We start from the raw sequence: 25,421 nt of genomic DNA on the forward strand, positions 1-25,421 counted from the left end.
TTGCATCTTCCGTGTAGGCACCCCGCCAAGGCACCCGCAAGGGCACCCGCAAGGGGTGCCCCTACACCGGATGCGGCCTCGCCCCGGTACGGGCACCCCTTGCGGGTGCCTCGCCCCGGTACGGGCACCCCTTGCGGGTGCCCCGTTGTATCCGATTTCGTATGATGCAATCGCCCTACTTCGATGTCCAAGGCGGCAATCATGCCATATGTGTCGTGTGGTATGATAGCTGTGGCGGGCTGAAAGGGATGTATGATAGACGTATGCATATCTTACGCTACATACGCGCACGCAATTGGCCGGTCGTCGCTGGCTACGGGCTGTTTATCGGCATGATGGCGATCGGTTACTTCTATAATGTGACGTTCGTGCAGCTAGGCCTAAAGGATCTGGGCGAACGCGTCCTTGGTTTGCCTCAAACAGAGGTAGCCCGTCAGATGGCTTTGCTCGCTCTTCTGACTGGGGTTGTTGCGTTGACAGTCGGCTGGCTGATGCAGCGTCACGGTTGGAGCTTGCTGTTGTTGCGCAAACTCCAGCTCGCCCTGGGTGTCATCGCGGCACATTTATCTTTGACGGTACACATAGCTTTACGTCCGTTGATCCGCTACCCGGTGATATGCTGATCCGTGCGGGCAACGTCGTGTTGCACACCGACGCGCAGGTAGGCGGATCGGTCTACGTGCTGGGTGGGGCGCTTGATGTTGACGGGTTGATCATGGGTGACCTGGTCGTGCTTGATGGGCGGGTGACGCTCGGGCCAACGGCGCGAATCGGTGGTGACCTGCGTATCGGCAATGGCACGACGAGAGGTAGCGAACTGGCGCTGGTCGAAGGTTCGATCATCAGTGGGTTAACGCTGCCGGTTGAGCAAGCATAGATGCGGCAAGACGAAGTATTTTCAATGGAGCAAAACGATGTTTGTTAACCTCTTCGGCTGGTTGTTGGCGGCTGCGGCCGCTGCAACTAGTGTAGCGATGATCGTGATGGGCGGGCGTTGGCAGCGCATCGAGGCGGAAGCGTATGCTGGTGAACGTCGCCCGTGGTGGTTCATCAGCATCGCCGTCCTCCTGATCGGGCTCTATCTAGCGGCCCTGGTGAGCTTCATTACCGGCCCAAAGACCTGGGCGGGCTGGCTGCTGATCGTGCTGATCCCGGTTGGTTGGGGGCTCAAGGCGGCCCTGGTTGTCTTCAACCCGCGTGGCCGACAGGCGGTTTCGTCAATCTCGGGTGATGCGAACTGGGTGCGGGTTGGTTTGGCGCGGTTGCCGATTGCGGTCGTGCTGGCGGTGCTGGCCTGGTTTGCCTGAGCCCTGATGCGGCACATTGCAGAGCGTTTGGCCGACAATGCGCCTTTCTTTGGCGCAAGATGGGAGAAGACCATGCAGACGTTGCCCAGCCTCCGGGCCGCTCTTGGGGCAAAGCCTGGGGCCGAAGAGACTTTTCCGTTTGATACGGTGACCCTTGTGGTCAAGGTGGGCGGCAAGATGTTTGCCTTGCTGGCCCTGACCGATGATCCGCTGCGCCTCTCGCTGAAGGTTGACCCCGATTATGGCGATCTGCTGCGGGCAACCTTCCCTTCCATCCAGCCCGGTTATCACCTGAACAAGCGCCATTGGATCACGCTCACGCTCGATGGCACGCTTGAGGATGCCCTCGTCTTTGAACTGATCGATGCGTCTTACCGTCTGGTGGTACGTGGCCTTCCGCGGCGCATGCGGGCCAACCTTGAGGGGGCAGAGGGTTGATGAGTGATGCCAGATCGCAACGATATTTTGTGCTTTATTACATTTATGAAGCAAGGGGCGTGTTATAGTTAAGGCTGACTGATCTGTTGGTCACGTGGGACGTTGTTGTTTGGGAAACGTTAAGGAGTTGAGTGTATGACACCAGGTAAGCTCTTGGGGCACCCGCTACAGGTGATCGGGGCCTGGCTTGCTGCGCGTCCTGGTTTGCAACGCTGGTTGCGCGTTTTGCGCCTGGGGCTGTTTCAGTTTGGGATGGGTGTTTCACTTGCGCCGATTACCGGCACCCTCAACCGGGTGTTGATTGATGAGCTACGTATTCCTGCGGTCGCTGTTGGTTTTTTGATCTCGCTGCACTATTTTGTTTCACCAGCACGAGCGATGGTCGGCTTTCGCTCGGATGTGGATCGGGCGGCGGGCAATTGGCGTACACCTTACCTGGTCTTTGGTGCGCTTCTGACCTATGGTGGCCTGGCAACCGCGCCCTTTTCGTTGATCCTGCTGAGTGGCGATGGTGCGTTGACGTTCCCCGTGGCGATGCTTGTCTGTACGTTGATCTTCCTTGCGTATGGCATCGGCGTCAATGTGGTCGAGACGATCTACCTTGCGACGGTCAGCGATATTACCCCGGCCAATGAGCGCGGTAAGGTGCTTGGGGTGCTCTGGATTATGCTGGTGCTCGGGACTATTTTTAGTTCGATTGTGATGGGTCAGTTACTTATTAATTACAATCATATTGTGTTGATTCAGGTGATGCAGGGTTCGGCGGTGATCTTTATTGCCCTGGCCTTTGTGGCGATGTTTCATCAAGAGCGCCTGAAGCCTAACGGCGACCTTGAGGATGTGCCTGACCCGATCCGTGTCCGCGAGACGCTTGGGCAGTCGTTGCGCCTGCTGGCCCGTCAAGCCCCGCTGCGCAATCTCTTCATTGTGCTCTTTATTGCGACGCTCGGCTTTGCAACCCATGATGTCTTGCTTGAACCCTATGGCGGTCAGGTGCTTGGCATGACCATAACTCAGACAACTCGCCTAACGGCGCTCTGGGGGGTTGGGATGCTGCTGGGCATTATCGGGGCGGCAGTGATGCTGTGGAAGGGGCGTTCACCGGTGTTACTGATTAGCCTCGGGTGTCTGCTGGGGGCCGGGGGCTTTCTTGCGGTGACGCTCGCAAGCGAAACAGGCCAGGTGAATCTTTTTCGCACGGGCGCAACCCTGATTGGCGCAGGGCGGGGGAGTTTCATTGTCGGTGCGCTGGCACTGGTGATGGGCCTGGTGGATCGCAATCATGCGGGGCTCTTTATCGGGTTGTGGGGCATCACTCAGGCGCTGGCTCAGGGCTTTGGCACGATTGGCGGTGGGCTTGGGCGTGATATTGTGCAGTACCTGACGGGCAATGTTGCGCTCGGCTACACGGCGGTCTATGCCACCTCACTGAGCCTGCTGGTACTCTCGATCTCATTGCTGCTGGGGTTGCGCATCGGCAGCCAGGTGCGCAACGGGGCGGTGCGGTCGCCGTGGGCGGGGTTGGATCAAGCGAACGTGGATCAGATTCTTTTTTAGGGGGTGCCTCCCTGAAGCTTGCTTGCGCTGAAAAAGCCAGCATAGCTGGCTTTTTCAGCGCAAGCAAAGATGCCTCGGTGCGGCAGGCACGCAACAACGCCAGCGTATGCTGGCGTTGTTGCGTGGCTATCCAATTGATCTTATGAGCGCTGGTCGAGGGGAACATAGTCACGGCGGGCTTCGCCGAGGTAGATCTGGCGCGGGCGCATGATCTTCTGCTCGTCGTCTTCCAGCATCTCCTGCCACTGAGCGAGCCAGCCCGAGGCGCGGGGGATCGCGAAGAGGAAGGGGAAGTACTCGATCGGGAAGCGCAAGGCCTGGTAGATCAGGCCGCTGTAGAAGTCCACGTTCGGGTACAGTTTGCGTGCGATGAAGTACTCATCCTGCAAGGCGATCCGCTCGAGCTCGACGGCAATCTCGAGCAACGGGTTGCTCTCGGTCGCCTCGAAGACTTCGTAAGCGACCTTGCGGATAATCTTGGCGCGTGGGTCGTAGTTCTTGTAGACGCGGTGGCCGAAGCCCATCAGGCGGCCTTCGCCCTTCTTGACCCGATCAATAAAGTCAGGGACATTCTTCACATTGCCAATGTGCTGCAACATCCGCAGGACGGCCTCGTTGGCCCCGCCGTGCAACGGGCCATAGAGGGCGGCAGCGGCGGCTGAGAGTGAACAGTACGGGTCGACTCGGCTTGAACCGACACCACGCATTGTTGCGGTCGAACAGTTCTGCTCGTGATCGGCGTGCAAAATGAAGAGGACGTCCAGTGCTTTGGCGAGCACCGGATTGACCTCATAGTCACGCTGATTCATAAAGTCCATCATATAGAGCAGATTTGCGGTGTAGCTGAGTGAATTGTCGGGGAAGTTGAAGGGGCGCCCGATGCGATGGCGATACGCAAAAGCGGCGACGGTTGGGATCATCCCAAGCATACGCCAGATCTGCTTTTCGCGGACAGCGGGATCATCCACCTCTTTGGCTTCGGGGAAAAGCGTTGACATAGCCGAAACCGAGCTGATCAGGATGCCCATCGGGTGCGCATCATAGCGAAAAGCCTGGATCAGATCGATCAAGTTCTGGTGAATAAAGTTATGTCGGCTGATCCGATATTCCCACCATTTCAGACGTTCGGCATTGGGCAGTTCGCCATAGATCAACAGGTACGCGACTTCAAGGTACGAACTCTGCTCGGCGAGTTGCTCGATCGGATAGCCGCGATACTCAAGAATGCCTTTATCGCCATCAATATAGGTGATCGTGCTCTTGCATGCGGCCGTATTCATGTAGGCCGGATCGTAGGTCATCATCCCAAAATCTTCGGATGAGACTTTGATTTTCCGTAGGTCAATAGCATTAATGGTGTCGTTTTGAATGGGGATTTCGTACGTCTTTCCTGTGCGATTGTCCGTTACCGTCAGCGTGTCTTTGCTCATTGCAGAAACTCCTCTGTTGCCACGTTGCACACCTGCTTATGCATTGACGAGCGGATAGACGTGCATAAGGCCGGGTGCTACCCGACCTTATGATACCATATCCCGCCTGTTATGGCATCGCCGAGATTTCGGCAATGGTCTGTTGAATGCCCCAGAAGGCGGGTCGTGGTGACCAGTCGGCATTGACGATGCTGAAGGAGCCCTGTTCGTGCATCGGGTCGCGCCCGGCTTCACGTTGCAGCACAGTAAAGTTGAGGTTCCAGAGGAACATGTTGCTGACCCACGGGTAGTGTTCGGCGGTATAACGAATAGCCCCCACGATATAGTCTCGCTGGGTCTCGAAGCTAATTTGGTTGCCAAACTCGTACCCTGGGCTCGTATTGGCGGTTGCCCAGCCATACTCGGTAATCCAGACCTGGTGATGGCCCATGCCGGCCTCTTCCATCACGCGGCGCTGATTTTCGACGTGGCGAAAGTAGAAGGAAGGGTCGTCAGTCCAACCCTGGGCTTGGCTGGGGTTTTCGGGGTAGAGCGTTTCGGGTGGATTGGCCGATCCACCGGGATGCAGGGCTTGCACGTCGAAGTAGTCGCGGATCATGCCATCCTTGTAGGTATACATAGCCTGCAGATACGAGAGCGAGTCCATCGCAATCGCAGGATCGTTGGTGGCGGTGGACGCAGGTGCCCCCGCAACAACGATGATGCTTGGGTCAGCGGCTTTGATCGCCGTATACGTGGCGGCCATGATCTCCACAAAATGGCCCGGATCGTCTGGCCCGATGGTGCCCCCATTTTCGTAGGCGAGGTTTTGTTCGTTCCAGATCAAAATCGCGTGGACACGGCCACGGTACCGTTCGGCCAGGGCCCCGGCAAAGCGCGCCAGGGTCGCGGGGTCGTCGGGCAGACCATCGGCCCCGTTGCTTGTATACCAGGTTGGCGAACGGGTAATATTGATCATCAAGAGCATGCCGGCATTGTTGACATCGGCCACAATGCTATCGAGGTCGCCCCAGAGCAACGCCCCACTCCGGTCTTCGATATCGCGCCAGTGGATCTGTTGGCGAAACCAGCGAAACCCCGCCTCGCGGGCCTTGCTCAGCGTGGTGCGACGGTCGGTGTAGTAGAGATGCCCGACGACGCCAAAGTTGAGCCTGGTGAGGGTGAGCGGATAGGGCAGATCGCCTGGGCCGTTACGTGGTGTGGGTATCTGCGGCATAACGACCGGCACAACGGGCGTAGCGACAGTGGCCTCTGGTTCAGCTCCGGTCGTTGTGATGGGGAGTTCAAGTTCAAGTGGTTCAATTGGCTCAGTGGTGCCGGTAATGCGGGCTGTTGGCAGCAGCATCGTTTCTGATGAACTTCTCCCTGCGGCCTCGCCACAGGCCGTCAAGAAGAGAATGAGCACTGCACATGGGAGCAAGACCCAGCAGCGGGTAAGGCGACGGCGTTGCATGATCCACCTCGGCTTTTATAAAACCTGACCTCTCGCGGAACACAGGTCATATCAAGCACCTGGCTACTGCGAAGAGAACGATTGCGGAGAGCGAAGCCCTCTGAGCCTCGCTCCTGATGCATCCCGAGCGGGGGGATGGCGAACTGTAGCAAATCGGCTAGACAGTTCTACTGTAGCAAACGTAAGCAGGCGTGAGAATTATGTTCAGCGACGCTGAAAAAGGGATGATATGGGGCTACAGGCCATCAAACCCCAGCCAGAGGCTCAAAGCAAGGTAAAGATCAGGGTCAATAGGGCAAGCAAGGCGAGCAAGCCAAAGACCGTGGCGAGGATGAGGCGTTCGGGGTTGAGCAGCGTCCAGTCGCCGATCGTCTGGTTCTGTTCGCCAATCAAGTAGAGGCGTTGAGGTTTTTCTTCAAGGAGGCCATCAATTTCGGTGATCATCACACCGTGGACGTTCAGTTCGCTTGAGACGATACGGGTATCCTGGTCGCCATACTGTGATGCAGCGTCAATCAAAGCCGCGAGTGGGGCAACACTTTGCCAGTTGCCCTGAAAGAGATCGATGGTGCCTGCAAAGACGGGTTGGCGCTCGGTTTTCAGGGCGACCGGCGGCAAATCCTCGATATCATCGGTCTCTTCCCAGACGCGAAATTCACGCGACCAGAGAAAGACCTGGGTTTCGGTCATTTTGCCGTGACCGTCGCAGGTTGGGCAGGCGATTTTGCCATAGCCCTTGCATTGAGGGCACGAGACCTCAATCGTCTCTTCGGTGCGGCTGCGGTCGGGATGCGAGATCTTATTGGTTTTGGTTACCATGCCCGTGCCATTGCAGACATTACATGGGATTTTGCCTTCGTGAAGACATGTTGTGCAGGGAAGAATGCGGGTTGAGTGGGGCACTGTGGCTTCGGTGGGGCGGGTTTTTCGCTCAGGCTTGACCTCAGGCAGGGGGATCGCCCAGAGATCAGGGATGGCCTGGTTGGAGGGTTGATCATCGGGGGCAAAGGTACGCACGCGTGGCCGACCCTCTTTTCGGGTCTCGTAACAGATCTTGAGTTCATAAAAATAGACGTTGTAGCTCACAATCTGTTCGAGCTCGATCAGTTGACCGAGGCTGCGACGATGAAAGAAGCCATCGCGGCTCCAACTGGTAAGGTGGCGGCGAATTGCATCACGGCGGTGCAACTCGTCGGCGCGTTTGCGCGCGCGGCTCAGAAAAGCGCCGAATTGTTCATCACCAGTCGTTTGGAGGACGGTCTCGACGGGATTATCGAGCCACTCGGCTACCGGTTCCCAGCGCGACTCTTCCATATCATCGCTGGCCTCATCGACATAACTCCGCAGAGCTTGGCGGAGAGCGAGGGCCGCCGCTCCTGCCGATGGGAAGCGGGTTGCGGGTTGGGCCGCCATCATGCGCTGCACAATGCGGTCGGCGGCGACCAGGCCGGGATCGTGCCGTGCGAGACTAGGTAATTCAGCCCCTGCGGGAATCTCGCCGGTGAGCATATGGTAGATCACGGCCCCGAGGCTATAGACATCAAGGGCTGTGCCGGCCTCGCCCTTGCTGAGGCGTTGTTCTGGGGCGGAATAGGGGGTCAGGTAATCGGCCTCATCAATACTGCTGAGATCGGGGGTATCTGGCCCCGACGCCAGGCTGAGGTTGGCAAGATAGGCGACGCCTTCGGTTCCGACAAAGACATTGACTGGTTGCACATCGCGATGAAAGATCGTTTCACCGTGGAGGTAATCAAGGGCAGCGGCAAGCTGCTGCACAATGCGCAAGACCCGGATCGGGGGCATTGGCCCTGCTTCGAGCAGCTTGTTCAGTGGTTGTGCATCAAGCTGAGGAGTGACGAGATAATCGCCCAGTTGCTCATCGTGACCAGCATCGATCACCGGAACGAGGCCCGGATGACTCAGGCGAGCCGCCAGGCGGGCGGCAAGCTGAAAGCGACTCACCGAGATCCAATCATGGCGCCGCAAGACATGCACTTCGACCGGGCGATCCAGTGTCTGATGCGTGGCACGATAAATCGTTGCAAGCTCTTCCTGACCTTGCAACTCGATCAACGTGTAATTGCGCAGCTCAACAAGCCCTTCGTTGGGACGCTTGTCGGTACGAACTGGCAAGCGGGACGTGTTCATGGTCGAAGTATACCATACCCCAGATTAGTAAATAATCTCTCACAAAAGGTTGTCATAAATTTCCCCTCAAAATGAGAAAGTGAGATTATACTGCATCTGGAGCCGAGGTTATCACTCCTTCAAACTGACTTAGATGGATCGGGTTTTGAACCAGATCTTGTCCACATTGACCAGGGAGAGCTTCCTGGTTTGCATATTCCTCGTATCATTGGGGCAGTTATCGTCGCCATTCCGTTGCTTGTACTGATGACGATCAACTCCAGACGGATCTCTCTCGTCACTGCCCTCCCCAGGCAACCCCGTCTTCCTTGGTGATCAAGGCTTCAGAAACGCAGCAAGCGCTGCTCGCTCAAGCGAGCAGCGCTTGCTGCGTTTTGCGGTGGGGGCACGCCGGGGGCACGGCGCCGCCGTGCCCGTACGCTTGTCAGATACCCAATCGTGAACGATTGGGCTTGTGCTCGCTCCTCCACCCGAAGGTGGCGCAGCACAAGAGGCCGTCTGACGGGCGGCCCTGCACAACGAAAGGTGTCGTGCGTGGCGCAGACCGTGAACCTTTTACCCGGCAGCGGGTTGCCTGCCGGAACCTCGCGAAGGCTCAGTTGTGAACGTGCAAACCGTTGCTCGTGGTGCGCACCACGAGTGCCTTAGCACATCTGAGCGTAGTATACCAGTATTCGCATGCCCGTGCAAGTATGCGCTGAAGCGGGCGAAAGCAGGGGCGTTCCTCCCACCGATGGAAGCGGGTGGGTTTCCCGCCCTGAAGGGTAAACATCTATGAGAAGATGGCCCGTGGCCCTGGTTGAGGGAGCAGGGTTGTTTGCTCGGCGGGCGGTGGTGGGGTGATGCCTGCGAGGAGTTGGAGGCCCCAGGCGAGTTGGGCGTCGTGACAGGCTGGTGCGCCTTCATTCGGGCGGCGTCCGGCGACGCAGGGTACCATGTATGCCGGATCATCTGAGGCCAGCACTTCGTATTCGGGGGTGATGCCAATGCGATTGATCCGCGAGCGATCAGGGGTGAGCCAGTGGGCAATGGTAATGCGCGCACTGCTGCCGTCACGCAACTGGTGAATGTTCTGGACTGATCCTTTGCCAAAGCTCCGCTCACCAAGTAGCGTTGTGTTGGGGCGCTCGTCGCGCAAGGCTCCGGCGACAATTTCGGCGGCGCTTGCTGATGACCCGTTGATCAGCACGACCATTGGTGGGTCATAGAGCCGTGTATCACTAGAGCCGGGAATAGTGCGGAGTTCTTTGATGACCCCACCATTTTCTTCTTCATAGAGGGCCACCCCGTTGTAAAAACGACCCAGTACCTCCTGCGCAGTGCGTAGATAACCACCGGGATTATTTCGCAAATCGAGGATAATACTGGTTGGTTGCTGCGGGATCAATTCGCGCAGCGTATCATCAAGCATCGCGGTGGTGGTAGCTTTGAACTCGGTAATCTGGATGTAGGCAACGCCGTTGTCGAGCATCTCGGCGTTGACGGTAATGATGGGTACCTCGTCGCGGGTGATCGCCACGTCAAACGGCTCAGGGTCGGGTGCGCGCCGCAACGTCAGGGTCACAAGCGATCCTTTGGGGCCACGAATTTTGCTTGCGGCGAAACTGGTGGCCTCGCCATCGCTCATGGCGGCGATTTCTGGGCTGAGCAAGAGCCCATCCACGGCGACAATGACATCGCCTGGTTGCAACCCGGCCTGTTCGGCTGGCGAGCCCTTGAAGGGCCGATCAATAATGATTTCGCCCTCTTTGATGCCAAGATAGGCCCCGATACCTTCAAATTTCCCCTGCATTGACTCGCGACTCTGGGCGGCTAGAACAGGTTCTTGAAAGGTTGTATACTCATCATCGAGCGAACTCAACATGCCGCGAATCGCACCATAGACCATCTCTTGCTGGTCGATAGGTTCCGTCTGGTAGAATTCGCCTTCAACCAGATGCCAGACCTGCCAGAAGACCGCAAACTGGTCACGTACCTGTGCTGGTGTATCCTGTCGGACAGAGGTTGTTCCGAGGCTGGCAAGAAAACTATCGACAAAGGTTGTCCCTGCCAGCCGTGCCGCCGCCCAGCCACTGGCAAAGGCAATGATGGCGACCAGAACGCTCACAATAGAGCCAGCGATGAGCGCACGCGAGATACGAATCATAAGCTAAACCTCTCGTCGTGTGACGTAAGGGGAAACAATAGATCAGGCGACTGCCGAACGGTTGTCAAGTTCATAGAGCAGGGCGGCGGTTGCGACAACCGGTGCAGTCTCGGCGCGTAAAATACGCGGGCCAAGTGATACAGGCATGATACCATGGTCAACTGCGGTTGTCAGTTCGTCTGGGGTGAGACCGCCTTCGGGTCCACTGAAGAGGGCGAGCGAGGTGAGGTTGGGGCTACTGGTTGTTGTGAGATAGGTGCGAAGCATCGTACGAAGCAATGGCATGCCAGCGAATTCGGCGAGCAGGAGCGCGAGGCTCACCTGGTGTACCTGGGTGCAGGCGCTGGCAAACGTCTGTGATGGTTCGATCGCTGGCAGCAAGCCACGGCACGACTGTTCAGCGGCCTCGCGCACGATGCGTTGCCAGCGTTCGTGTTTGCGCTGGTCAGCCCGTTCACTTGCGAGCGAGCGTGCGCAGAGCACGGGCACAAAGCGCGAGGCGCCCAGTTCAACGCATTTTTGCAGCGCCCACTCGAAGCGTTCGGCCCGCATCAGCGGCAGATAGATCGTCAGGTGCAGGTCTGGTTCGCCGGTTGCTGCTTCACGCGCAATGATCTGGCCTGTCACTTCTTTACGGCTCAGGGCAGTCAATTCCAGGGTATAGGCAGTGCCGAGGCCATCAAGGAGCAGGATCTGATCGCCGGGATTGAGCCGCAGCACCCGGCTGAGTTGATGCGCCAGGGCCGGGTCTTCCAGGCGCACCAGATCGTTGCGCACGGTGGCGGGCTCAACAAAAAAACGAAACGTGTTTTTCACGGCAACTGACGTATGGTGGCGGCAAGTTGCGTGGCGCTATACCCTGCGGTTGTGGCTTGCTGCATGAGTTGCGGCAGATCGGGCACATATGCGTTGAGCACCACCGCTTTGCCCTGCGGCACAAGTTGATAGGTACCAAGGGCTGCCGGTAACACCACTGAGCGCCCACGGGCGAGCGTCAATGGGCGGGTATCGGTGACAAGTTGTACGCATCCATCGAGGACCGTCAGGATCGCAAAGCTGCCTTGATCAGTCGAAGCGGTGACTGGTTGCGCGAAGTTCCAGCGTTCAAGCGCAAATGAAGGGCAGGCAATCAAGAGATCGCGGGTAGGGGCCAGGCTCAGCGGCGGCACCAGGGCATGGGGTGCCGGGGCAAACTGGCTCACCTGCAGCGCCTGTTCAAGATGGAGCGGTCGGGGTTGACCGGTGTGGGCATCACAGCGGCCATAGTCATAGACCCGATAGGTGAGATCGGACTTCTGCTGGATCTCAAAGAGCAGAATGCCTGCATTGATCGCGTGGATCGTCCCGGCGGGCACAAAAATTACATCACCGGGGGCCACCGACACATGGGCCATCAGATGCTCGACGGAACCATCGGCGACAGCGGCGGCAAATTCTTCTCGCGTGCATGGCTTTTTGAGGCCATACGTCACCGTTGCACCTGGGGCGGCATCAATGATATACCATGCCTCGGTCTTGCCGTGAAAGCCGGTATGGGCCTCATAGGTATGGGCATACGCATCATCAGGATGCACCTGGATCGAGAGCCGATCATTGGCATCAATGAACTTGGCGAGCAGCGGAAAATCTGCCCCATAGCGCTGGAGCGTGCGACTGCCGACCAGATCGCCCTCATAGAGAGCAACAAGGTCGGCGATCGATCTTCCGACGTACGGTTCAGAACTGACGAGATTCCCCTCAAAGACCTGCCAACTCTCACCGAGGCGTTCTGGGTAGGGATGGGGCAGATCAAGCCATGGGGCAAGGCGGGTGCCACCCCAGATCGGCTCGACCAGCCTGGGAGTCGTCAATACGGGTCTGAGCGGCGGCTGTTTCACCAGAACCTCATTTCTTCGTCGTCGATCAGACCGCACAGGTCTTCAAGACCTGTGCGGTCTGACGGGCGCTCGCTCCTTAACGTCTGGGGGCAATTACCTTGACGCCAGCGGGCGGGGTAACCCCTGGCCCATAGAGAAAGAAATCTTCCCAGGGCGCATAGCGGGTGACATAGGCATCGGTACGGGTACGGCCATTGGCCAACGTAATCACCCGGTTCAGCGTCACATCCACCCCGGCGCGGCCCTGCACCATCTGGCGCACGGCCCCCTGGGGCAACGATGCATCATACTGCCAGACAGCAACGCCGGGTTGTTTCCAGTTGCGCGTGATCGGAGCATTGTGAACGACCTTGCGGCCATCGTTAATGCCATAAATCTCGAAGGAGACCTGCGAGGCATTCAGATCGGTAATTCCGACCAGATAGACCGGGCCGGGGCTATCGTTGCGCCAGCGAAAATCGACACTGGGGACAAAGACGGTGGCATCGAACCCGAGGATATTTTCGTAGAAATTGACAATATGGCTATGGCCGACGCGGCGGGTAATCTGCAAGCCCGCGTACGAGACAGCCCGGAAGAGCGTCGTTGAGACCTGACAGAGGCCGCCGCCGATGACGCGTTCGAGGCGCCCGCCCACGATCGCATAGCCATCAACAAAGCCATTGGCCTCCGAAAAATCGCCAATCGAGTTGAACGAAAACTCGGCCCCGGCGGGCACAATCATGCCATGCACCATCTCGGTGGCCCGGCTAACATTCGTTATGCGCTCGTAGGACGAGGCCGCAAAGCCTGTCGTGGCGCGTCCGAGCAACTCAATAGCGCGGACTGGTGCTGTGGCGGCGCGGGCCACCGGATCACGCTGAAGCAACATCCGTCCAACGGGGGTCAGGCGCACGGCATCAGGCTCGGTTGCGGTTGCAGGATGGTACGCGAAGCGCGCACGTTCAAAGTATTGCACCAGCACCTCGGTACCGGTCACATCGTCTTGTTCGTACACCTCTTCGGAGATCGGATAGCCAAAGACTGGTACCCCACCATTGCTCTGCCAGAACCAGCGGAAGGCACCCCCGAGCGTATGGCCCGACTCGGGGTAAAAATCGCGTTCAGGATCGGCGCTGCCAGCCAGCCATTGGAACGCCGGATCGGCCCGTCCCTCGCTCAGCATCGCCCCGGCACGGGTAAGAGTTACCCTAGCGGCAAACGGCGCGGTTGGGTTATACTCAAACCGAGCGTACTCGAAATACTGAACCTGACGACCGTCAGCCCCGATGATCAATTCGGTGAGTGGCAGACCGAAGACGGCCACACCGCCGTGGGCATCAAAAAACTGCTTGATCTGCATCCCAACATTGTGCCCAGTTTCAGGGAAGTAGGTGAAGGCTGTTGCCTGCGGATTGGCTGCTGGTGCAGCTGCCAGGGGCGTACTGGGAAGAAGCAACACCAATGCCAGGAGGATGAGTATGAGGTAGCGGTACATAGCTGTACCTCCATTCCTTATGATGACACGTGAGCAAGAACAACGAGTTTCACACGCTCTACGATTATAACACGCCCTCGAACTGATCTGCTATACTAAGGCACATTGACGTATCTACGCAACAAAGTTTTCTTGAAGCACCTCTGGTCGCGAGGACCAGGATGAGCAAACTATGGAACTACGACATCTGCGCTACTTTGAAGCAGTAGCTCGCTACTCACACGTGACACGCGCTGCTGCTGAATTGCATATTGCCCAGCCCGCATTGAGCAAGCAGATTAGCCAGCTCGAGCAAGAACTGGGCGTGGCCCTCTTTGATCGCGTTGGGCGCAATGTGCGCCTGACCGAGGCTGGTGAAGCGCTGTTGCCCCATGCCCGTGCGGTCATGGCCCAGGTGGAGTCGGCCCGGGCCGAAATGGCCGAGCGCATTGGCTTGAGGCGCGGGCGTGCGTCGGTTGGGACACCACCGACCGTTGGGACACAACTGTTGCCACGGGTGCTCGCGGCTTTTAATCGGCATTACCCTGGGATCGAGTTGCGCTTGCATGAAGCGGGAGTGCAGACTCTTTTTGATCTGCTGGAGGCTGGCCTGACTGATGTGGGGATTGTGACGCTGCCGGTTGAAGACGAACATCTGACGGTGGTACCGCTCTTTACCGAAGAGATGGTTATCGTCGTGTGCCGTGATCATCCTTTGGCTGCGCAAGGCATGGCGCAAATCGCCGATTTTCAAGATGCTTCGTGGGTGCTGTCGCCTGAAAATTATGAATTGCGCGAGGCGACGTTGACGGCCTGTCAGAAGGCTGGCTTTACTCCTCGGGTCGTCCTTGATGGCGGCGAGACCGATACGCTCTTGCGGTTTGTGGCGGCGGGCATCGGCATTGCGCTCGTCCCACGACTGGCCGTGCAAGAGACGAGTGAGGTCATGGTGTTACGGGTCACAGACCAGAAACTCGAACGTACCCTGGGCCTCGTCTGGCGAGGTGACCGGGTCGCCTCGCCAGCGGCGCGCGCACTCCGCGATTTTCTGGTAGCCCAGTTGAAGCGTTCGGTTTATGTGTGAGGTAGTGGCTGACCACGCCAAAGGAGAGTTTTATGACGGCCCTCATTGCTGCTGACCTCTATCCCCCCGAGGGCTTTGCCGCTGCCCGGGCCGCTTTTTTGCAGCGCAATCCAGCCTACGCAGCAACGTCTCGCCTGCGGGAACTGCGGGCCACCGAGTACGCCCGGCTCGATCAGCAGGGGCATATTTACCTGGACTATACCGGAGGAAGCCTGTACGCTGAAGAGCAGGTGCGCCGCCATGGAGACCTGTTACGGCAGCATGTTTTTGGCAACCCCCACTCGGTCAATCCTACTTCAATGGCTGCCACTCGCCTGGTGGATCAGGCCAGAGCGTATGTCTATGACTTCTTCCGGGCCTCGCCAGAGGAGTACACCGCCATCTTTACCCCCAATGCCAGTGGCGCCCTCAAGCTGGTGGGTGAGGCCTATCCCTTCTGCGCTGGCGGGCGTTATCTGCTGACCTTTGACAATCACAACTCAGTCAACGGCATCCGCGAGTTTGCTCAGGCCAAGGGCGCAGCGGTACACTACTTGCCCGTGGTTCCGCCGGATCTGCGCATCAGCCAGGAGCGACTGGCCGAATTGCTGGATCGGGCGGATCCGGCCTTTGCCAACCTCTTTGCCTTCCCCGCCCAGTCTAACTTCTCTGGTGTGCAGCATCCGCTCGATCTGATTGAACATGCCCAAGCCAGGGGATGGGATGTCTTTCTGGACGCGGCGGCCTTTACGCCCACCAATCGGCTGGATCTGAGTCGCTGGAAACCCGATTTTGTCTCGCTCTCGTTCTACAAGATCTTTGGTTACCCCACAGGGGTAGGTTGTCTGCTGGCCCGCAAAGACGCGCTGAAAAAGCTGCGGCGTCCATGGTTTGCCGGCGGAACAATCACCATGGCTTCGGTGCAGGGGTGCAGCCATCACCTGGCCGATAGCGAGGCGGCCTATGAGGATGGCACAGTAGATTACCTCAACCTGCCTGCGATCAAGATCGGGCTGGAGTACATCGACAGCATTGGCGTAGATTTGATCCACGACCGGGTCGCCGCACTCACGGGTTGGCTGCTCGAAGAGTTGGCGGCGCTGCGCCACAGCAATGGCCTCCCCCTGGTGCGCATCTACGGCCCGACTGATACTACTGATCGCGGCGGAACGATCGCCTTCAACTTCTACGATCCTGAGGCTGAACTGGTGGATTTCCACATGGTCGAGCAGTTGGCGAATCAGGCCCAGATCTCCCTGCGCACAGGCTGTTTCTGCAACCCTGGGGCCGGGGAGGTGGCGCACGGCCTGACCGAGGCCGAGATGCGTGAGGCCTTTCAGGATGAGCAGCGGATGACGTTGGATCAATTCCAGTCGATCTTGCAACAGAAGCACAAAAAGAGCGCCGGTGCGGTGCGGGTCTCACTGGGCATTGCCAGCAACTTTGCGGATGTCTACCACTTTATGGCCTTTGCCGCCAGCTTTCTGGACAAGCGCGTTGGGGAGTTGCGGATGCCTTGCTTCATACCCCCATGCCAAAAGACCGCCCAGGGGTAGCGCACCTACTGAGCTTCGCTCAGACGGGCAAAACGACACTGAAACTCTGGGGATCACGTCACAACGTGAGTTTGGCGGGGCACACCCACACATAGCGGACACTCTCATCTGCGTAATCTGCGGATTGATCTCTCACTCCAACGGTGACGACCCTGGTCAACGAGCTCGCCGCTCTCACCCAGCCTGTCATCCTGGTGTTGATCGCGGTGGCGCCCATCTGGCAGGTCGGACGAGGATCGCCCGGCCCCTGCACGGCGTGGGGTGGCACGCTGTTTCGGTCGAAGCGTGGTAGACTGGAGGCGGAAACACGAGATGGTACGCTTCCGGGTTGCAGAAAACATCGCGGCCGCTGAGGCAAAGGCGGCGCAGCGCCGAGCTCAGCTGTGGCAACCTCCAGTGCGCCAGTTCCTGTGCCAAAGCCCTTACGACAAGGCACGTCCCGCAGGCTGGAGCGAGCAAAGCCACAGCAACGACGTCGCCCCAAAGTATACCGTCGTCTTTCCCAACGACGCCGTCAGCACGCTGAGGAACATCATCGCGCCAGACTACCGGCTCGAACACTTTGCTGAATGCGCTGTCTCGCGCTAGATATGTGGTACTCTAGGGGCTCGTCTTAGCTGTTGACACCGAGAAACGGAGGCCCGGGATTGAATGCCAAAAGTCGAGATCTCTTGAGCCTTGTGATCGTGGGCTTTTTGATTGCCAGTCTGCTCTTCGGCTGGAATACGCTCCTCCTGGGAGGGTTGGCGATTGTCGCCTTGCTTATCCTGGTGGTGCTCGAGTTGCGTGCTCGTCGGAGGCAGTTTCCCTGAGGCGCTTCACGGATGCTTGCCTGTCGTTCCATGCCAGATCAAGCCGTGCTCCCGGAAGGGCGCAGCCGCACCCTTCCCGCCGACGATCCGGCCACCCCGGATCGTTGCATGCCCCCGGAAGGGCGCAGCCGCGATGAACGCAGCGCTGTGGTTGAGGGAGGCGCATGGGTTGCTGCGCCCCTACGCTGGGCGGGGCGGGCGCGGGGAGCGCACTAGGTTCGTAGGAAACGGGCGCATATGTGCCCCAATTCGGTCTCGACCCCCTTTGCGCCTTTGCGCCTTTGCGTTAAACATTCCGGATCCACGCACGGGCAGACACGCCACTTCCCTACCCGCACCTTGCAGGATAGCGGGCTGTTTCTAGGAGGAAACTTCGATGAACACAACCGCCTGGATCTTCTGGGCGCTGCTCTCGGCGGTGTTTGCGGCGCTCACCGCGATCTTCGCCAAGATCGGCATCCAAGGTGTTGACTCCGATTTTGCCACCCTCATTCGCACGGTGGTGATCCTGTTCGCGCTGGCGGCTTTCGTCTGGATGACGGGCAAGTGGGTCAATCCGCTTACGCTCAGCGGCAAGACCCTGAGCTTTCTCATCCTTTCGGGGCTGGCCACCGGGGCCTCGTGGGTCTGCTACTTTCGGGCGCTGAAGATCGGCGAGGCATCAAAGGTCGCTCCGGTCGACAAGCTCAGCGTCGTGCTCGTCGCGATCTTCGCCTTCGTCTTCCTGGCTGAGCGCCCCTCGCCAGGCGCGTGGCTCGGCATTGCGATGGTGGGGGCGGGCGTCGTGGTGATAGCGCTGAACAGCTAAACCGTATCTGCGCTACGGGAAGCGCATGATCGCACCACCGACCCTGGTCGTCGCGACGAACCTGCGGCTGCTGATCCTGCGCGAGGATCCGGTTACCCAGCGGGAACGCTACGGCCATCGGCGCTTCACCCTGCCGCGCAGCCGGGCAGCTAGTCTCGCCGTACGCGACGAGGCAGACCACATCCTGCTGGAATACACGCCGGATCCGACTCTCCTGCGCGTTCAGCTCGATCCTACGCACCGCTCGGCCATCCAGCGGATGCTCGCCGCGCTCTAGGCGACCGATCAGGTTTCGCATCCAATTGTCTGAAGACGAAAGAGCTGGCGTGTAGCCCCACAAGGACGCACGCCAATTGAAAGGAATGGCGTGAACAGCGTGGTCGGGGCGCTCTTACCGCCGGATGTGCGGCAAGTAGATCTGCTGAACGCTTGCGACTACGGCGCCAAACTCATACGCTCCGATATCGCAGGCACCGACCCGCGGCGCGTCGCGCTGGTCGGTGCTGGTGCAACCGCTGCCAGCGTCGATCGCAGGGCTCCCCTCGGCCAGGGCCATCGTCGGCGTCGGGCCGCCGTTATCCGCCAGCGCCTCTAGCAGCGGGTCGGCGAAGAGGATGGCCGAGGCCGGACTTGTGATCAGGTTGTTGACCTCATTGTCGAAGTCGGGCGCTTTGGTGCGCGGGTACTGCAGGTTGTTGCCCCCGTTGACGAGCGGCCGGTTGGTATGATACCCCTGGTATGCGCTGGTGACCGGGTTGGTGTGGGTCGGGTCGAGCCGGTTGTGCGCAAAGAGCGAACTGCGCAGGGTAACGACGCGCCCGAGGTCGCTGTCGCCGCCTGCGAAGATGGCGCCGCCTTGAAACGTCGCAAAGTTTTGGGCAAACGTGGCGTTCACCACGTCGATCACGCCCATCGAGATGATCAGCCCGCCGCCCTGACCGACGCGGTTGGAGTTCGCCTCAGAGGCGCGGTTGCCGACAAAGGTCGAGCGCTCGACCAGGCCCTTGCCACGCACCAGGATCCAGGCCCCGCCACCCTGGCGGTAGGCGTAGTTGTCCACAAACGTCGAAGCGCTGATCAGCAGGTTATCTTCGTCTGTCCCACCGGCGAAGTCATCCTCAATGTGGTAGATCGCGCCGCCATGGCCCTCGGTCGGTGGCACGCCAACAAGTCGGTTGTTCCGAAAGGTCGAGCGCTCGTAGATCGCTCGGGTGCCCAGGTTATCAGAGATTGTGACCTTGATTGCGCCGCCCCCGCGCACTGCTGTATTGCTGTCGAACAGCGAGCCGCAGACCTCGACCGTATTGCGCGCATCCGGGTTGAAGGAGTTCGACACGCCATCCAGGTGCAGCGCGCCGCCGTGCCCGCGTACAATGCCGCCAGCGGTGGCGTCGGCAGCCCGATTGTTGGTGAATGCGCTATTGTAGACCAGCAGGCCGGTGGCAATGCCGCCGAAGGCTCCACCGCTGCCCGCTTCGTTGTCATTGAAGCTGGAGCCAACAATCACCGTCTCGTAGATATTGGCGGCAAAGATCGCGCCGCCCTGGTTATCTTCGTCGGTAATGCTGGTGGTGCGGTTGCCCTCGAAGGTCGTGTTAAAAACATGCAGGCGCGTACCCGGGCTCGCGCCAATCCAGATCGCGCCGCCGCGCGCATTGGCGTCACGGGTTTTGGTGGCAGCGGGCGCGCGCCCACGCACGAGGCGCATGTTCTGAATGGTCAGGTCGTTGCCTTTGGTCTTATCAACATCAGAGCCAGGGGTAAAGGGCTTCTCTAGAATACGGGTCTGCCCCTGCCCATCCAGGGTAACCAGACCACCGCCATCAAGCACGGTGTCGATCGTGGCGCTCGCAATCAAAGGTGAACTGAGCGCAATGGTCATCGGCGCGGCACCGCAGTCGAAGGTAATGTGGCCGCCCTGATCCAGCGCGCGCTGCACGCCAGCCTGGGTGCAGTCGCCGATAATGGTTGGCTTCACCAGGGTCACCGGCTGAACAGGGGCGGCACAGAAGGCGGGCCTGGCCGCAACGACCGTACCGGCTGATGCGGACGCAAGCATCAGCCTTAGCAGGCCGAGCAGAGCACCAACCAACACCAGCGTGCAGATAAAAAGCCTTGATCGGAAGATATGGCGAGGAGGGCCTGATCTTCGACGCTGCCAATGTCTTTCGCTGAGCATAACGTCTTCCTTAACGCCCGAGATGCTTCGCTGCGCTCAGCCTGACAAAGTCACTTACGCTTCGCTCACCCGTTCCAGCCGGGCAAAACTGGCGAGCAGCCGTCGTTCGCGGTCAGGGAAGCTGACGGTGACTTCTTCGTCACCCTCCACCAGGCGACTGCTGACAACAACCCCTTCGCCAAAGGTGGCGTGGCGTACATGTTGTCCGGCAAAAAACGACACTTCCGTTGGGCCGGCAGGCCGTTGGGTGCGGGTGTTTTTGCCACCAGAACGATTGGCTGGGATGACGACGGGCGCGGTCTTCTGCCCTGGCCTGGCAATCCGTTGATCGGACTGGCGGTCGAGACCACTCCGCTGGGTGAACATGCTCGTCTGCGCCGCTGGTTGTTTCATTCCGCTGTGTCCGTGCGGCTGTTTCAGCAATTCACGGGGAATATCGGTGAGGAAACGTGAGCGTGCACTGAAGGTACTGCGCCCGTACTGCATGCGCTTGAAGGCGTAACAGAGGTAGAGGCGTTGCCTGGCACGGGTTATGCCCACATAGAGCAGGCGGCGCTCTTCTTCGATCTGGTCGCGGGTGTCGAGTGACCGACTATGCGGGAGCAAGCCATCCTCGAGGCCGATCAGAAAGACCACTGGAAATTCGAGGCCTTTGGCTTGATGGAGCGTAATGCAGGTGATCGCATCGGCTTCGGCATCGAAGCGATCGACGTCGGCCACGAGGGCGACTTCTTCGAGAAAGGTCGGCAACTGAGCTTCGGTTGGCAGATTGAGATATTCGGTGCTCACCGAGCGCAACTCCTCGATATTACGCCAGCGCTCTTCGGCTGCTTCAGCGCCATACTCTTGCTCAAGCACCTGGCGCACCCCAACCCGCGCAAGCAAGGTGTCCATCAATTCGGTAAGTGAACGCTCGTGCCAATCACGGCTGAGTTCGTCAATCAGCGCAAGGAACCCAAGCAGCGCACTGGTTGACCGGGCATTCAAAGGTGACGCGATGGTGCCTGTTTCGAGTTCACGCAGCGCCTGAAAAACGGGCACCCCCAGCTCCATTGCCCAGCGCATCAACTCGGCCTCGGTACGCTCGCCGATGCCCCGCCCAGGCCAGTTGAGCACCCGACTGAAGCTCACACTATCAAAGGGATTGATGATCAGGCGGAGATAAGCAATGACATCTTTGATCTCTTTGCGGTCATAAAAACGCATGCCGCCCACAATTTGATAGGCCAAGCCACGGCGGATCAGCGCCTCTTCGACGGGGCGCGACTGCGCGTTGGTGCGATACATCACCGCGCACCCACCGGGCGTCACCTCACCGGTGGCAACCAAGCGAGCGATTTCGTCCACCACAAAACCCGCCTCGGCCTCTTGGTCAAAGCCCTCGTAAAGCGCAACGTCCAACCCCTGATCGTTGTCCGTCCAGAGGCGTTTGAGGTGGCGCTGCTTATCACCGGCATTGATGATCGCCTGAGCCGTGTCAAGAATTGCCTGGGTCGAACGATAATTCTGCTCGAGCAGAATCACCTGGGCCTCGGGATAATCGACTTCAAACGAGCGAATATTGCGCACATCAGCGCCACGGAATTGGTAGATCGACTGATCATCGTCGCCGACGACAAAGAGATTGCGGTGACGCAGCGCGAGCTGGCGCACCAGCAGATACTGCACCCGATTGGTATCCTGATACTCGTCAACGAGTAGGTACGTATAGCGATCCTGATAGCGCGCCAGCACCTCGGGATGCGCGTCAAAAAGCCGCACCATCTCGACCAGCAGATCATCAAAATCGAGCGCGTTCGACTCACGCAGCAGGGCCTGGTAGCGTTCGTAGCAGCGCGTCACAAGCTCACCGAAATAGGTACGATTGAGGCGGGCATACTCCTGGGGCGAGACGAGTTCATTTTTTGCACTCGAAACCTGGCCAAGGATCGCCCTAGGGGGATGCTGTTTCTCATCAAGCTTGAGATCGCGCAGCACCCGGCGCATCAAGCGGAGCTGATCATCGGCATCGTAGATCGCAAAATCGCGTTCGCGCCCGAGGTGGACAATATCCTTGCGCAGGAACCGCGCACAGAGGCTATGAAACGTACCCGCCGAGAGCACCTGCGCCGCATCGGGGCCGATCAACGCATGCAGGCGATCTTTCATCTCACGGGCGGCCTTATTGGTAAACGTCACCGCCAGGATATGAAACGGATCGACCCCAGCCTCATTGATCAGATAGGCAATGCGATGTGTCAACACCCGTGTCTTGCCGCTGCCCGGCCCGGCCAGCACCAGCACCGGCCCGGCAGTTGCCTCGACGGCCCGTCGTTGGGCGGGATTCAGCCCCTGTATATGCTTGGACATATCTACCTCATAAACGTCAGGGCTGCCGCCCTCCAAACCAATGCTTAGGCTGGCGAAAACGGCCAGCCTGGGAGCGAGGGCGGGACGCCCTCGAGGGCGTCCCGCCCTCGCTCCCAGGACAAGGCTGAACACTTACGTGCAACGCGCCATTTGTGCCAGCATCCATGCAAAACGGCACTGGTGTTACACTATAGCACATGATGTTGTGTATACTGATACCGCATGAAGCTTCGTTTGAAAGGAAATGAAAAGCATGGCCAAGAAGCGGGCGTTGATTACAGGGATTACAGGGCAGGATGGCAGTTACCTAGCTGAGCTACTGCTTGAAAAGGGCTATGACGTTGTCGGGATGATCCGGCGTTCGAGCACGGTCAACTTCGAGCGCATTCAACATATTCAGGATCGTATTACGCTTGCTACGGGTGATCTGATGGATGAGATCTCGATGATCAACCTGTTACGCGAATATCGTCCGAGTGAAGTCTATAACCTAGCGGCCCAGTCGTTTGTGCAGACCTCGTGGGCGCAGCCGGTCTTTACCGGTGAAACCACGGCGCTCGGGGTGACGCGGGTGCTTGATGCGGTGCGTCTGGTTGATCCCGAGATCCGGTTTTATCAGGCCAGCAGCAGTGAGATGTTTGGTAAAGTCGTGGAGGTGCCGCAGACCGAGACGACGCCCTTTTATCCGCGTAGCCCGTACGGTGTTGCGAAAGTCTACGGCCACTGGATCACCGTCAACTATCGCGAGAGCTACAATCTGCACGCGAGCAGTGGCATTCTCTTTAACCACGAAAGCCCCCGGCGTGGCCTTGAATTTGTGACACGCAAAATTGCCCACGGTGCAGCCCGTATCAAACTCGGCCTCGACCATGAACTGCGCCTGGGCAACCTCGATGCCCGTCGCGACTGGGGCTTTGCCGGGGATTATGTTGAAGCAATGTGGTTGATGCTTCAGCAAGATTCACCTGACGATTATGTTGTGGCAACGGGTGAAACCTATGCCGTGCGCGAGTTCTGTGAACTGGCGTTTGGGGCGGTAGATCTCGATTACCAGGATTATGTGGTCTTGGACGACCGGTTTATGCGCCCTGCCGAAGTCGATCTGCTGATCGGCGACCCCGCGAAAGCGCAGGCTAAACTTGGCTGGAAGCGCAAAGTGAGTTTTCCTGAACTTGTACAGATGATGGTTGAATCAGATGTTCAGATGTTGAAAAATCTGATGCGTTAACGACGTATGCTAGGGTTCGCGGGCCGGACTCGCCACCGCAATAAGGCGTGGGCTACCTGTGGCGTACTCATCAAGCTCATACGAGCCATAGATATGCCGCACCACAAAACCGGCTCGGGCCAGCAAGTGTTCCAGTTCAAAGCGGTACAACCAGCGCATCGTGAACTGCATCGTCCGTCGTGTCACCTGACCCTGTGGATCGGTTTCATCGTAGAGGTAGGTGACGCGACTCACTTGCGAAGCATAGTCGCTATCAATGGCGACAAACTTCTGTACATAACGGCCATCGAGATGATACGCACGGTCAAGGACAAGCCGGTTATCCTCGCGGATGATCTCGGTGGGATCGGGGCTGAAGAGATCGAGGATCAGCAGGCCACGCCGGGTTAGCGCCTTGCGCATCGTATTCAGGCAGGCAAGTTGGTCGCCAACTCGTTCGAGGTGCATAAACGAATTGATCGCGATGAAAGCCAGGCTAAAATGATTGGTGGGCACATGAACGTCACGGACATCGCCTTGGATCAGGGTTGTCTGGGCGGTCAATTCGGCCTCGGCGAGTTGTTCGCGGGCAATAGCAAGCATCGCGGCTGAACTATCGACGCCAGTGATCGTGTAGCCTGCTTCGGCAAGCGGCACCAGCACGCGCCCGGTGCCACACATCAACTCAAGTAGCGGGCCCCCCGTGCGTCGGGCGAACTCGTGATACAGGGCCACATCATCGCGGTATTCACGAAAATCGGCATCGTAGTAGCGGGCAAAAGGATCATAGGACTGCATAGATCCACCATACACTGATTGTTGTTACGGAATGGCTGGCGCAACAAGGAAAAGCAACAAAAAGACGCCCCCCATAAGGACAAGGCCAACAATGCCAATGACCAGCACTCGGGGATCAATAATTGGCTCGAACTGGGGCGGCTTCAACCTTGGCGGCCCTCCACTTGGTAAACGTGCCTGCGGCAAGCCACTGTGGGGCGCAGCGGGAAAGGGTGACGATGCCGACGTCGGTGGAACCGAAATCGTCGGCCCATTGGCCGCGCCGCGCCGCGGTTGACCGGTTGGCATTGGTGGCATCCCATTACCAGGCGGTTGCTCCTTATTCGTCTCTTGAATGATCGAACTCACAATGCTCACGAGCACACCAAGCCCAACCAGCACCCCGATCAGCATCGGCGTTGTAATCGAGAAACCAGTAACCTGTGACAGCCACTGGGCGACGGGCGGTAAAAAACGCGAGCCAAAGATGACAAGAAGGAAAATCAACCAACCGATCCAACCACCACCACTACGTTGTTGCATTCTATTACCTCACACGGCGTGTGTTCCAGATCATCATATCAACTAGTTCTCTTCTATTCTAGCATGGAGATCTAGTAGGGACTCAACCGACTTATAGTCTGTCAGGAAGCGCGACCTCACAGGTCGCGCTTCCTGACAGACTATAAGTCGGCGTATGAAGATGAAGCCTGAAAGCGGACATAACGGAGTGCCGACTTTAGTCGGCGCATGAAGATGAAGCCTGAAAGCGGACATACCGGAGAGCCGACTTCAGTCGGCGTATGAAGATGAAGCCTGAAAGCGGACATACCGGAGAGCCGACTTCAGTCGGCGTAT

General features: G+C 58.6%; 23 protein-coding genes. 12 read left to right on the top strand and 11 right to left on the bottom strand.

What is annotated here, in order from left to right; genetic code table 11:
* The first annotated feature begins 263 nt into the window (after positions 1 to 263).
* From EYB53_RS22340 to EYB53_RS22360, 5 genes are all read left to right on the top strand, one after another.
* A complete protein-coding gene (locus EYB53_RS22340; protein ID WP_135481263.1) occupies positions 264 to 623 on the top strand; it encodes a hypothetical protein in 360 nt (119 codons plus the stop codon).
* A complete protein-coding gene (locus EYB53_RS22345; protein ID WP_135481265.1) occupies positions 617 to 877 on the top strand; it encodes a bactofilin family protein in 261 nt (86 codons plus the stop codon). Before EYB53_RS22340 ends, EYB53_RS22345 begins: the two co-directional genes overlap by 7 nt.
* 37 nt (positions 878 to 914) lie before the next feature.
* Positions 915 to 1,307 carry a hypothetical protein gene (locus tag EYB53_RS22350; protein ID WP_135481267.1) on the top strand — a complete coding sequence of 131 codons (393 nt, stop codon included), beginning with the start codon at positions 915 to 917 and terminating at the stop codon, positions 1,305 to 1,307.
* A gap of 72 nt (positions 1,308 to 1,379) precedes the next feature.
* On the top strand, positions 1,380 to 1,745 hold the full coding sequence (locus EYB53_RS22355; RefSeq protein WP_135481269.1) for an MmcQ/YjbR family DNA-binding protein: 366 nt from the start codon (positions 1,380 to 1,382) through the stop codon (positions 1,743 to 1,745).
* A gap of 135 nt (positions 1,746 to 1,880) precedes the next feature.
* Positions 1,881 to 3,302 (top strand): BCD family MFS transporter, encoded by a 1,422-nt coding sequence (locus tag EYB53_RS22360; protein WP_135481271.1) that lies wholly within the window; start codon positions 1,881 to 1,883, stop codon positions 3,300 to 3,302.
* A 140-nt stretch (positions 3,303 to 3,442) separates the two neighbouring features.
* On the opposite strand, the gene EYB53_RS22365 is transcribed toward EYB53_RS22360, so the two are convergent.
* The 7 genes from EYB53_RS22365 to EYB53_RS22395 form a co-directional block, all read right to left on the bottom strand.
* Positions 3,443 to 4,732: a citrate synthase gene (locus EYB53_RS22365; RefSeq protein ID WP_097653398.1), complete on the bottom strand. Its 1,290-nt coding sequence runs from the start codon at positions 4,730 to 4,732 to the stop codon at positions 3,443 to 3,445.
* 109 nt (positions 4,733 to 4,841) lie between these two features.
* The gene (locus EYB53_RS22370; protein ID WP_135481273.1) at positions 4,842 to 6,185 is read right to left on the bottom strand and encodes a cellulase family glycosylhydrolase; all 1,344 of its coding nucleotides are present in this window, start codon (positions 6,183 to 6,185) and stop codon (positions 4,842 to 4,844) included.
* A 264-nt stretch (positions 6,186 to 6,449) separates the two neighbouring features.
* A complete protein-coding gene (locus tag EYB53_RS22375; protein WP_135481275.1) occupies positions 6,450 to 8,333 on the bottom strand; it encodes a protein kinase domain-containing protein in 1,884 nt (627 codons plus the stop codon).
* Between the two features lie 772 nt (positions 8,334 to 9,105).
* Complete coding sequence (locus EYB53_RS22380) at positions 9,106 to 10,479, bottom strand: S41 family peptidase (protein ID WP_135481277.1); 1,374 nt, start codon at positions 10,477 to 10,479, stop codon at positions 9,106 to 9,108.
* Positions 10,480 to 10,521: 42 nt separating this feature from the next.
* The gene (locus tag EYB53_RS22385) at positions 10,522 to 11,295 is read right to left on the bottom strand and encodes a 16S rRNA (uracil(1498)-N(3))-methyltransferase (protein WP_135481279.1); all 774 of its coding nucleotides are present in this window, start codon (positions 11,293 to 11,295) and stop codon (positions 10,522 to 10,524) included.
* Complete coding sequence (locus EYB53_RS22390) at positions 11,292 to 12,356, bottom strand: type I phosphomannose isomerase catalytic subunit (protein WP_135481282.1); 1,065 nt, start codon at positions 12,354 to 12,356, stop codon at positions 11,292 to 11,294. Before EYB53_RS22390 ends, EYB53_RS22385 begins: the two co-directional genes overlap by 4 nt.
* Positions 12,357 to 12,432: 76 nt before the next feature.
* Entirely contained in the window at positions 12,433 to 13,833 is a 1,401-nt protein-coding gene (locus tag EYB53_RS22395; RefSeq protein WP_135481284.1) for a VanW family protein, read from the bottom strand.
* A 172-nt stretch (positions 13,834 to 14,005) separates the two neighbouring features.
* Between EYB53_RS22395 and EYB53_RS22400 the strand changes: the two genes are divergently transcribed.
* From EYB53_RS22400 to EYB53_RS22425, 6 genes are all read left to right on the top strand, one after another.
* Positions 14,006 to 14,896 (top strand): LysR family transcriptional regulator, encoded by an 891-nt coding sequence (locus tag EYB53_RS22400; protein WP_135481286.1) that lies wholly within the window; start codon positions 14,006 to 14,008, stop codon positions 14,894 to 14,896.
* Positions 14,897 to 14,928: 32 nt separating this feature from the next.
* Positions 14,929 to 16,431: an aminotransferase class V-fold PLP-dependent enzyme gene (locus EYB53_RS22405; RefSeq protein ID WP_135481288.1), complete on the top strand. Its 1,503-nt coding sequence runs from the start codon at positions 14,929 to 14,931 to the stop codon at positions 16,429 to 16,431.
* 312 nt (positions 16,432 to 16,743) lie between these two features.
* Positions 16,744 to 17,019 carry a hypothetical protein gene (locus EYB53_RS22410; RefSeq protein WP_135481290.1) on the top strand — a complete coding sequence of 92 codons (276 nt, stop codon included), beginning with the start codon at positions 16,744 to 16,746 and terminating at the stop codon, positions 17,017 to 17,019.
* Between the two features lie 59 nt (positions 17,020 to 17,078).
* A complete protein-coding gene (locus tag EYB53_RS22415; RefSeq protein WP_167857552.1) occupies positions 17,079 to 17,243 on the top strand; it encodes a hypothetical protein in 165 nt (54 codons plus the stop codon).
* A gap of 376 nt (positions 17,244 to 17,619) precedes the next feature.
* Positions 17,620 to 18,051, top strand: a complete 432-nt coding sequence (locus tag EYB53_RS22420) for an EamA family transporter (RefSeq protein WP_135481292.1) — start codon at positions 17,620 to 17,622, stop codon at positions 18,049 to 18,051.
* A 25-nt stretch (positions 18,052 to 18,076) separates the two neighbouring features.
* A complete protein-coding gene (locus EYB53_RS22425) occupies positions 18,077 to 18,328 on the top strand; it encodes a hypothetical protein (protein ID WP_135481294.1) in 252 nt (83 codons plus the stop codon).
* A 114-nt stretch (positions 18,329 to 18,442) separates the two neighbouring features.
* Here the strand turns inward: EYB53_RS22425 and EYB53_RS22430 are convergent, their stop codons facing one another.
* Both EYB53_RS22430 and EYB53_RS22435 read right to left on the bottom strand, forming a co-directional pair.
* Positions 18,443 to 20,230, bottom strand: a complete 1,788-nt coding sequence (locus EYB53_RS22430; RefSeq protein ID WP_135481297.1) for a choice-of-anchor Q domain-containing protein — start codon at positions 20,228 to 20,230, stop codon at positions 18,443 to 18,445.
* Between the two features lie 54 nt (positions 20,231 to 20,284).
* Complete coding sequence (locus tag EYB53_RS22435) at positions 20,285 to 22,579, bottom strand: ATP-dependent helicase (RefSeq protein ID WP_135481300.1); 2,295 nt, start codon at positions 22,577 to 22,579, stop codon at positions 20,285 to 20,287.
* Between the two features lie 253 nt (positions 22,580 to 22,832).
* Between EYB53_RS22435 and gmd the strand changes: the two genes are divergently transcribed.
* Complete coding sequence (gene gmd, locus EYB53_RS22440; protein WP_135481302.1) at positions 22,833 to 23,807, top strand: GDP-mannose 4,6-dehydratase; 975 nt, start codon at positions 22,833 to 22,835, stop codon at positions 23,805 to 23,807.
* Between the two features lie 9 nt (positions 23,808 to 23,816).
* On the opposite strand, the gene EYB53_RS22445 is transcribed toward gmd, so the two are convergent.
* Together EYB53_RS22445 and EYB53_RS22450 are read right to left on the bottom strand one after the other, a co-directional pair.
* A complete protein-coding gene (locus tag EYB53_RS22445; protein ID WP_135481304.1) occupies positions 23,817 to 24,584 on the bottom strand; it encodes a class I SAM-dependent methyltransferase in 768 nt (255 codons plus the stop codon).
* A gap of 24 nt (positions 24,585 to 24,608) precedes the next feature.
* Positions 24,609 to 25,106, bottom strand: a complete 498-nt coding sequence (locus EYB53_RS22450; RefSeq protein WP_135481307.1) for a hypothetical protein — start codon at positions 25,104 to 25,106, stop codon at positions 24,609 to 24,611.
* Positions 25,107 to 25,421: the final 315 nt, after the last annotated feature.

Origin of the sequence: Candidatus Chloroploca mongolica (genome assembly GCF_004762035.2) — a bacterium.
Classification (GTDB): domain Bacteria; phylum Chloroflexota; class Chloroflexia; order Chloroflexales; family Chloroflexaceae; genus Chloroploca; species Chloroploca mongolica.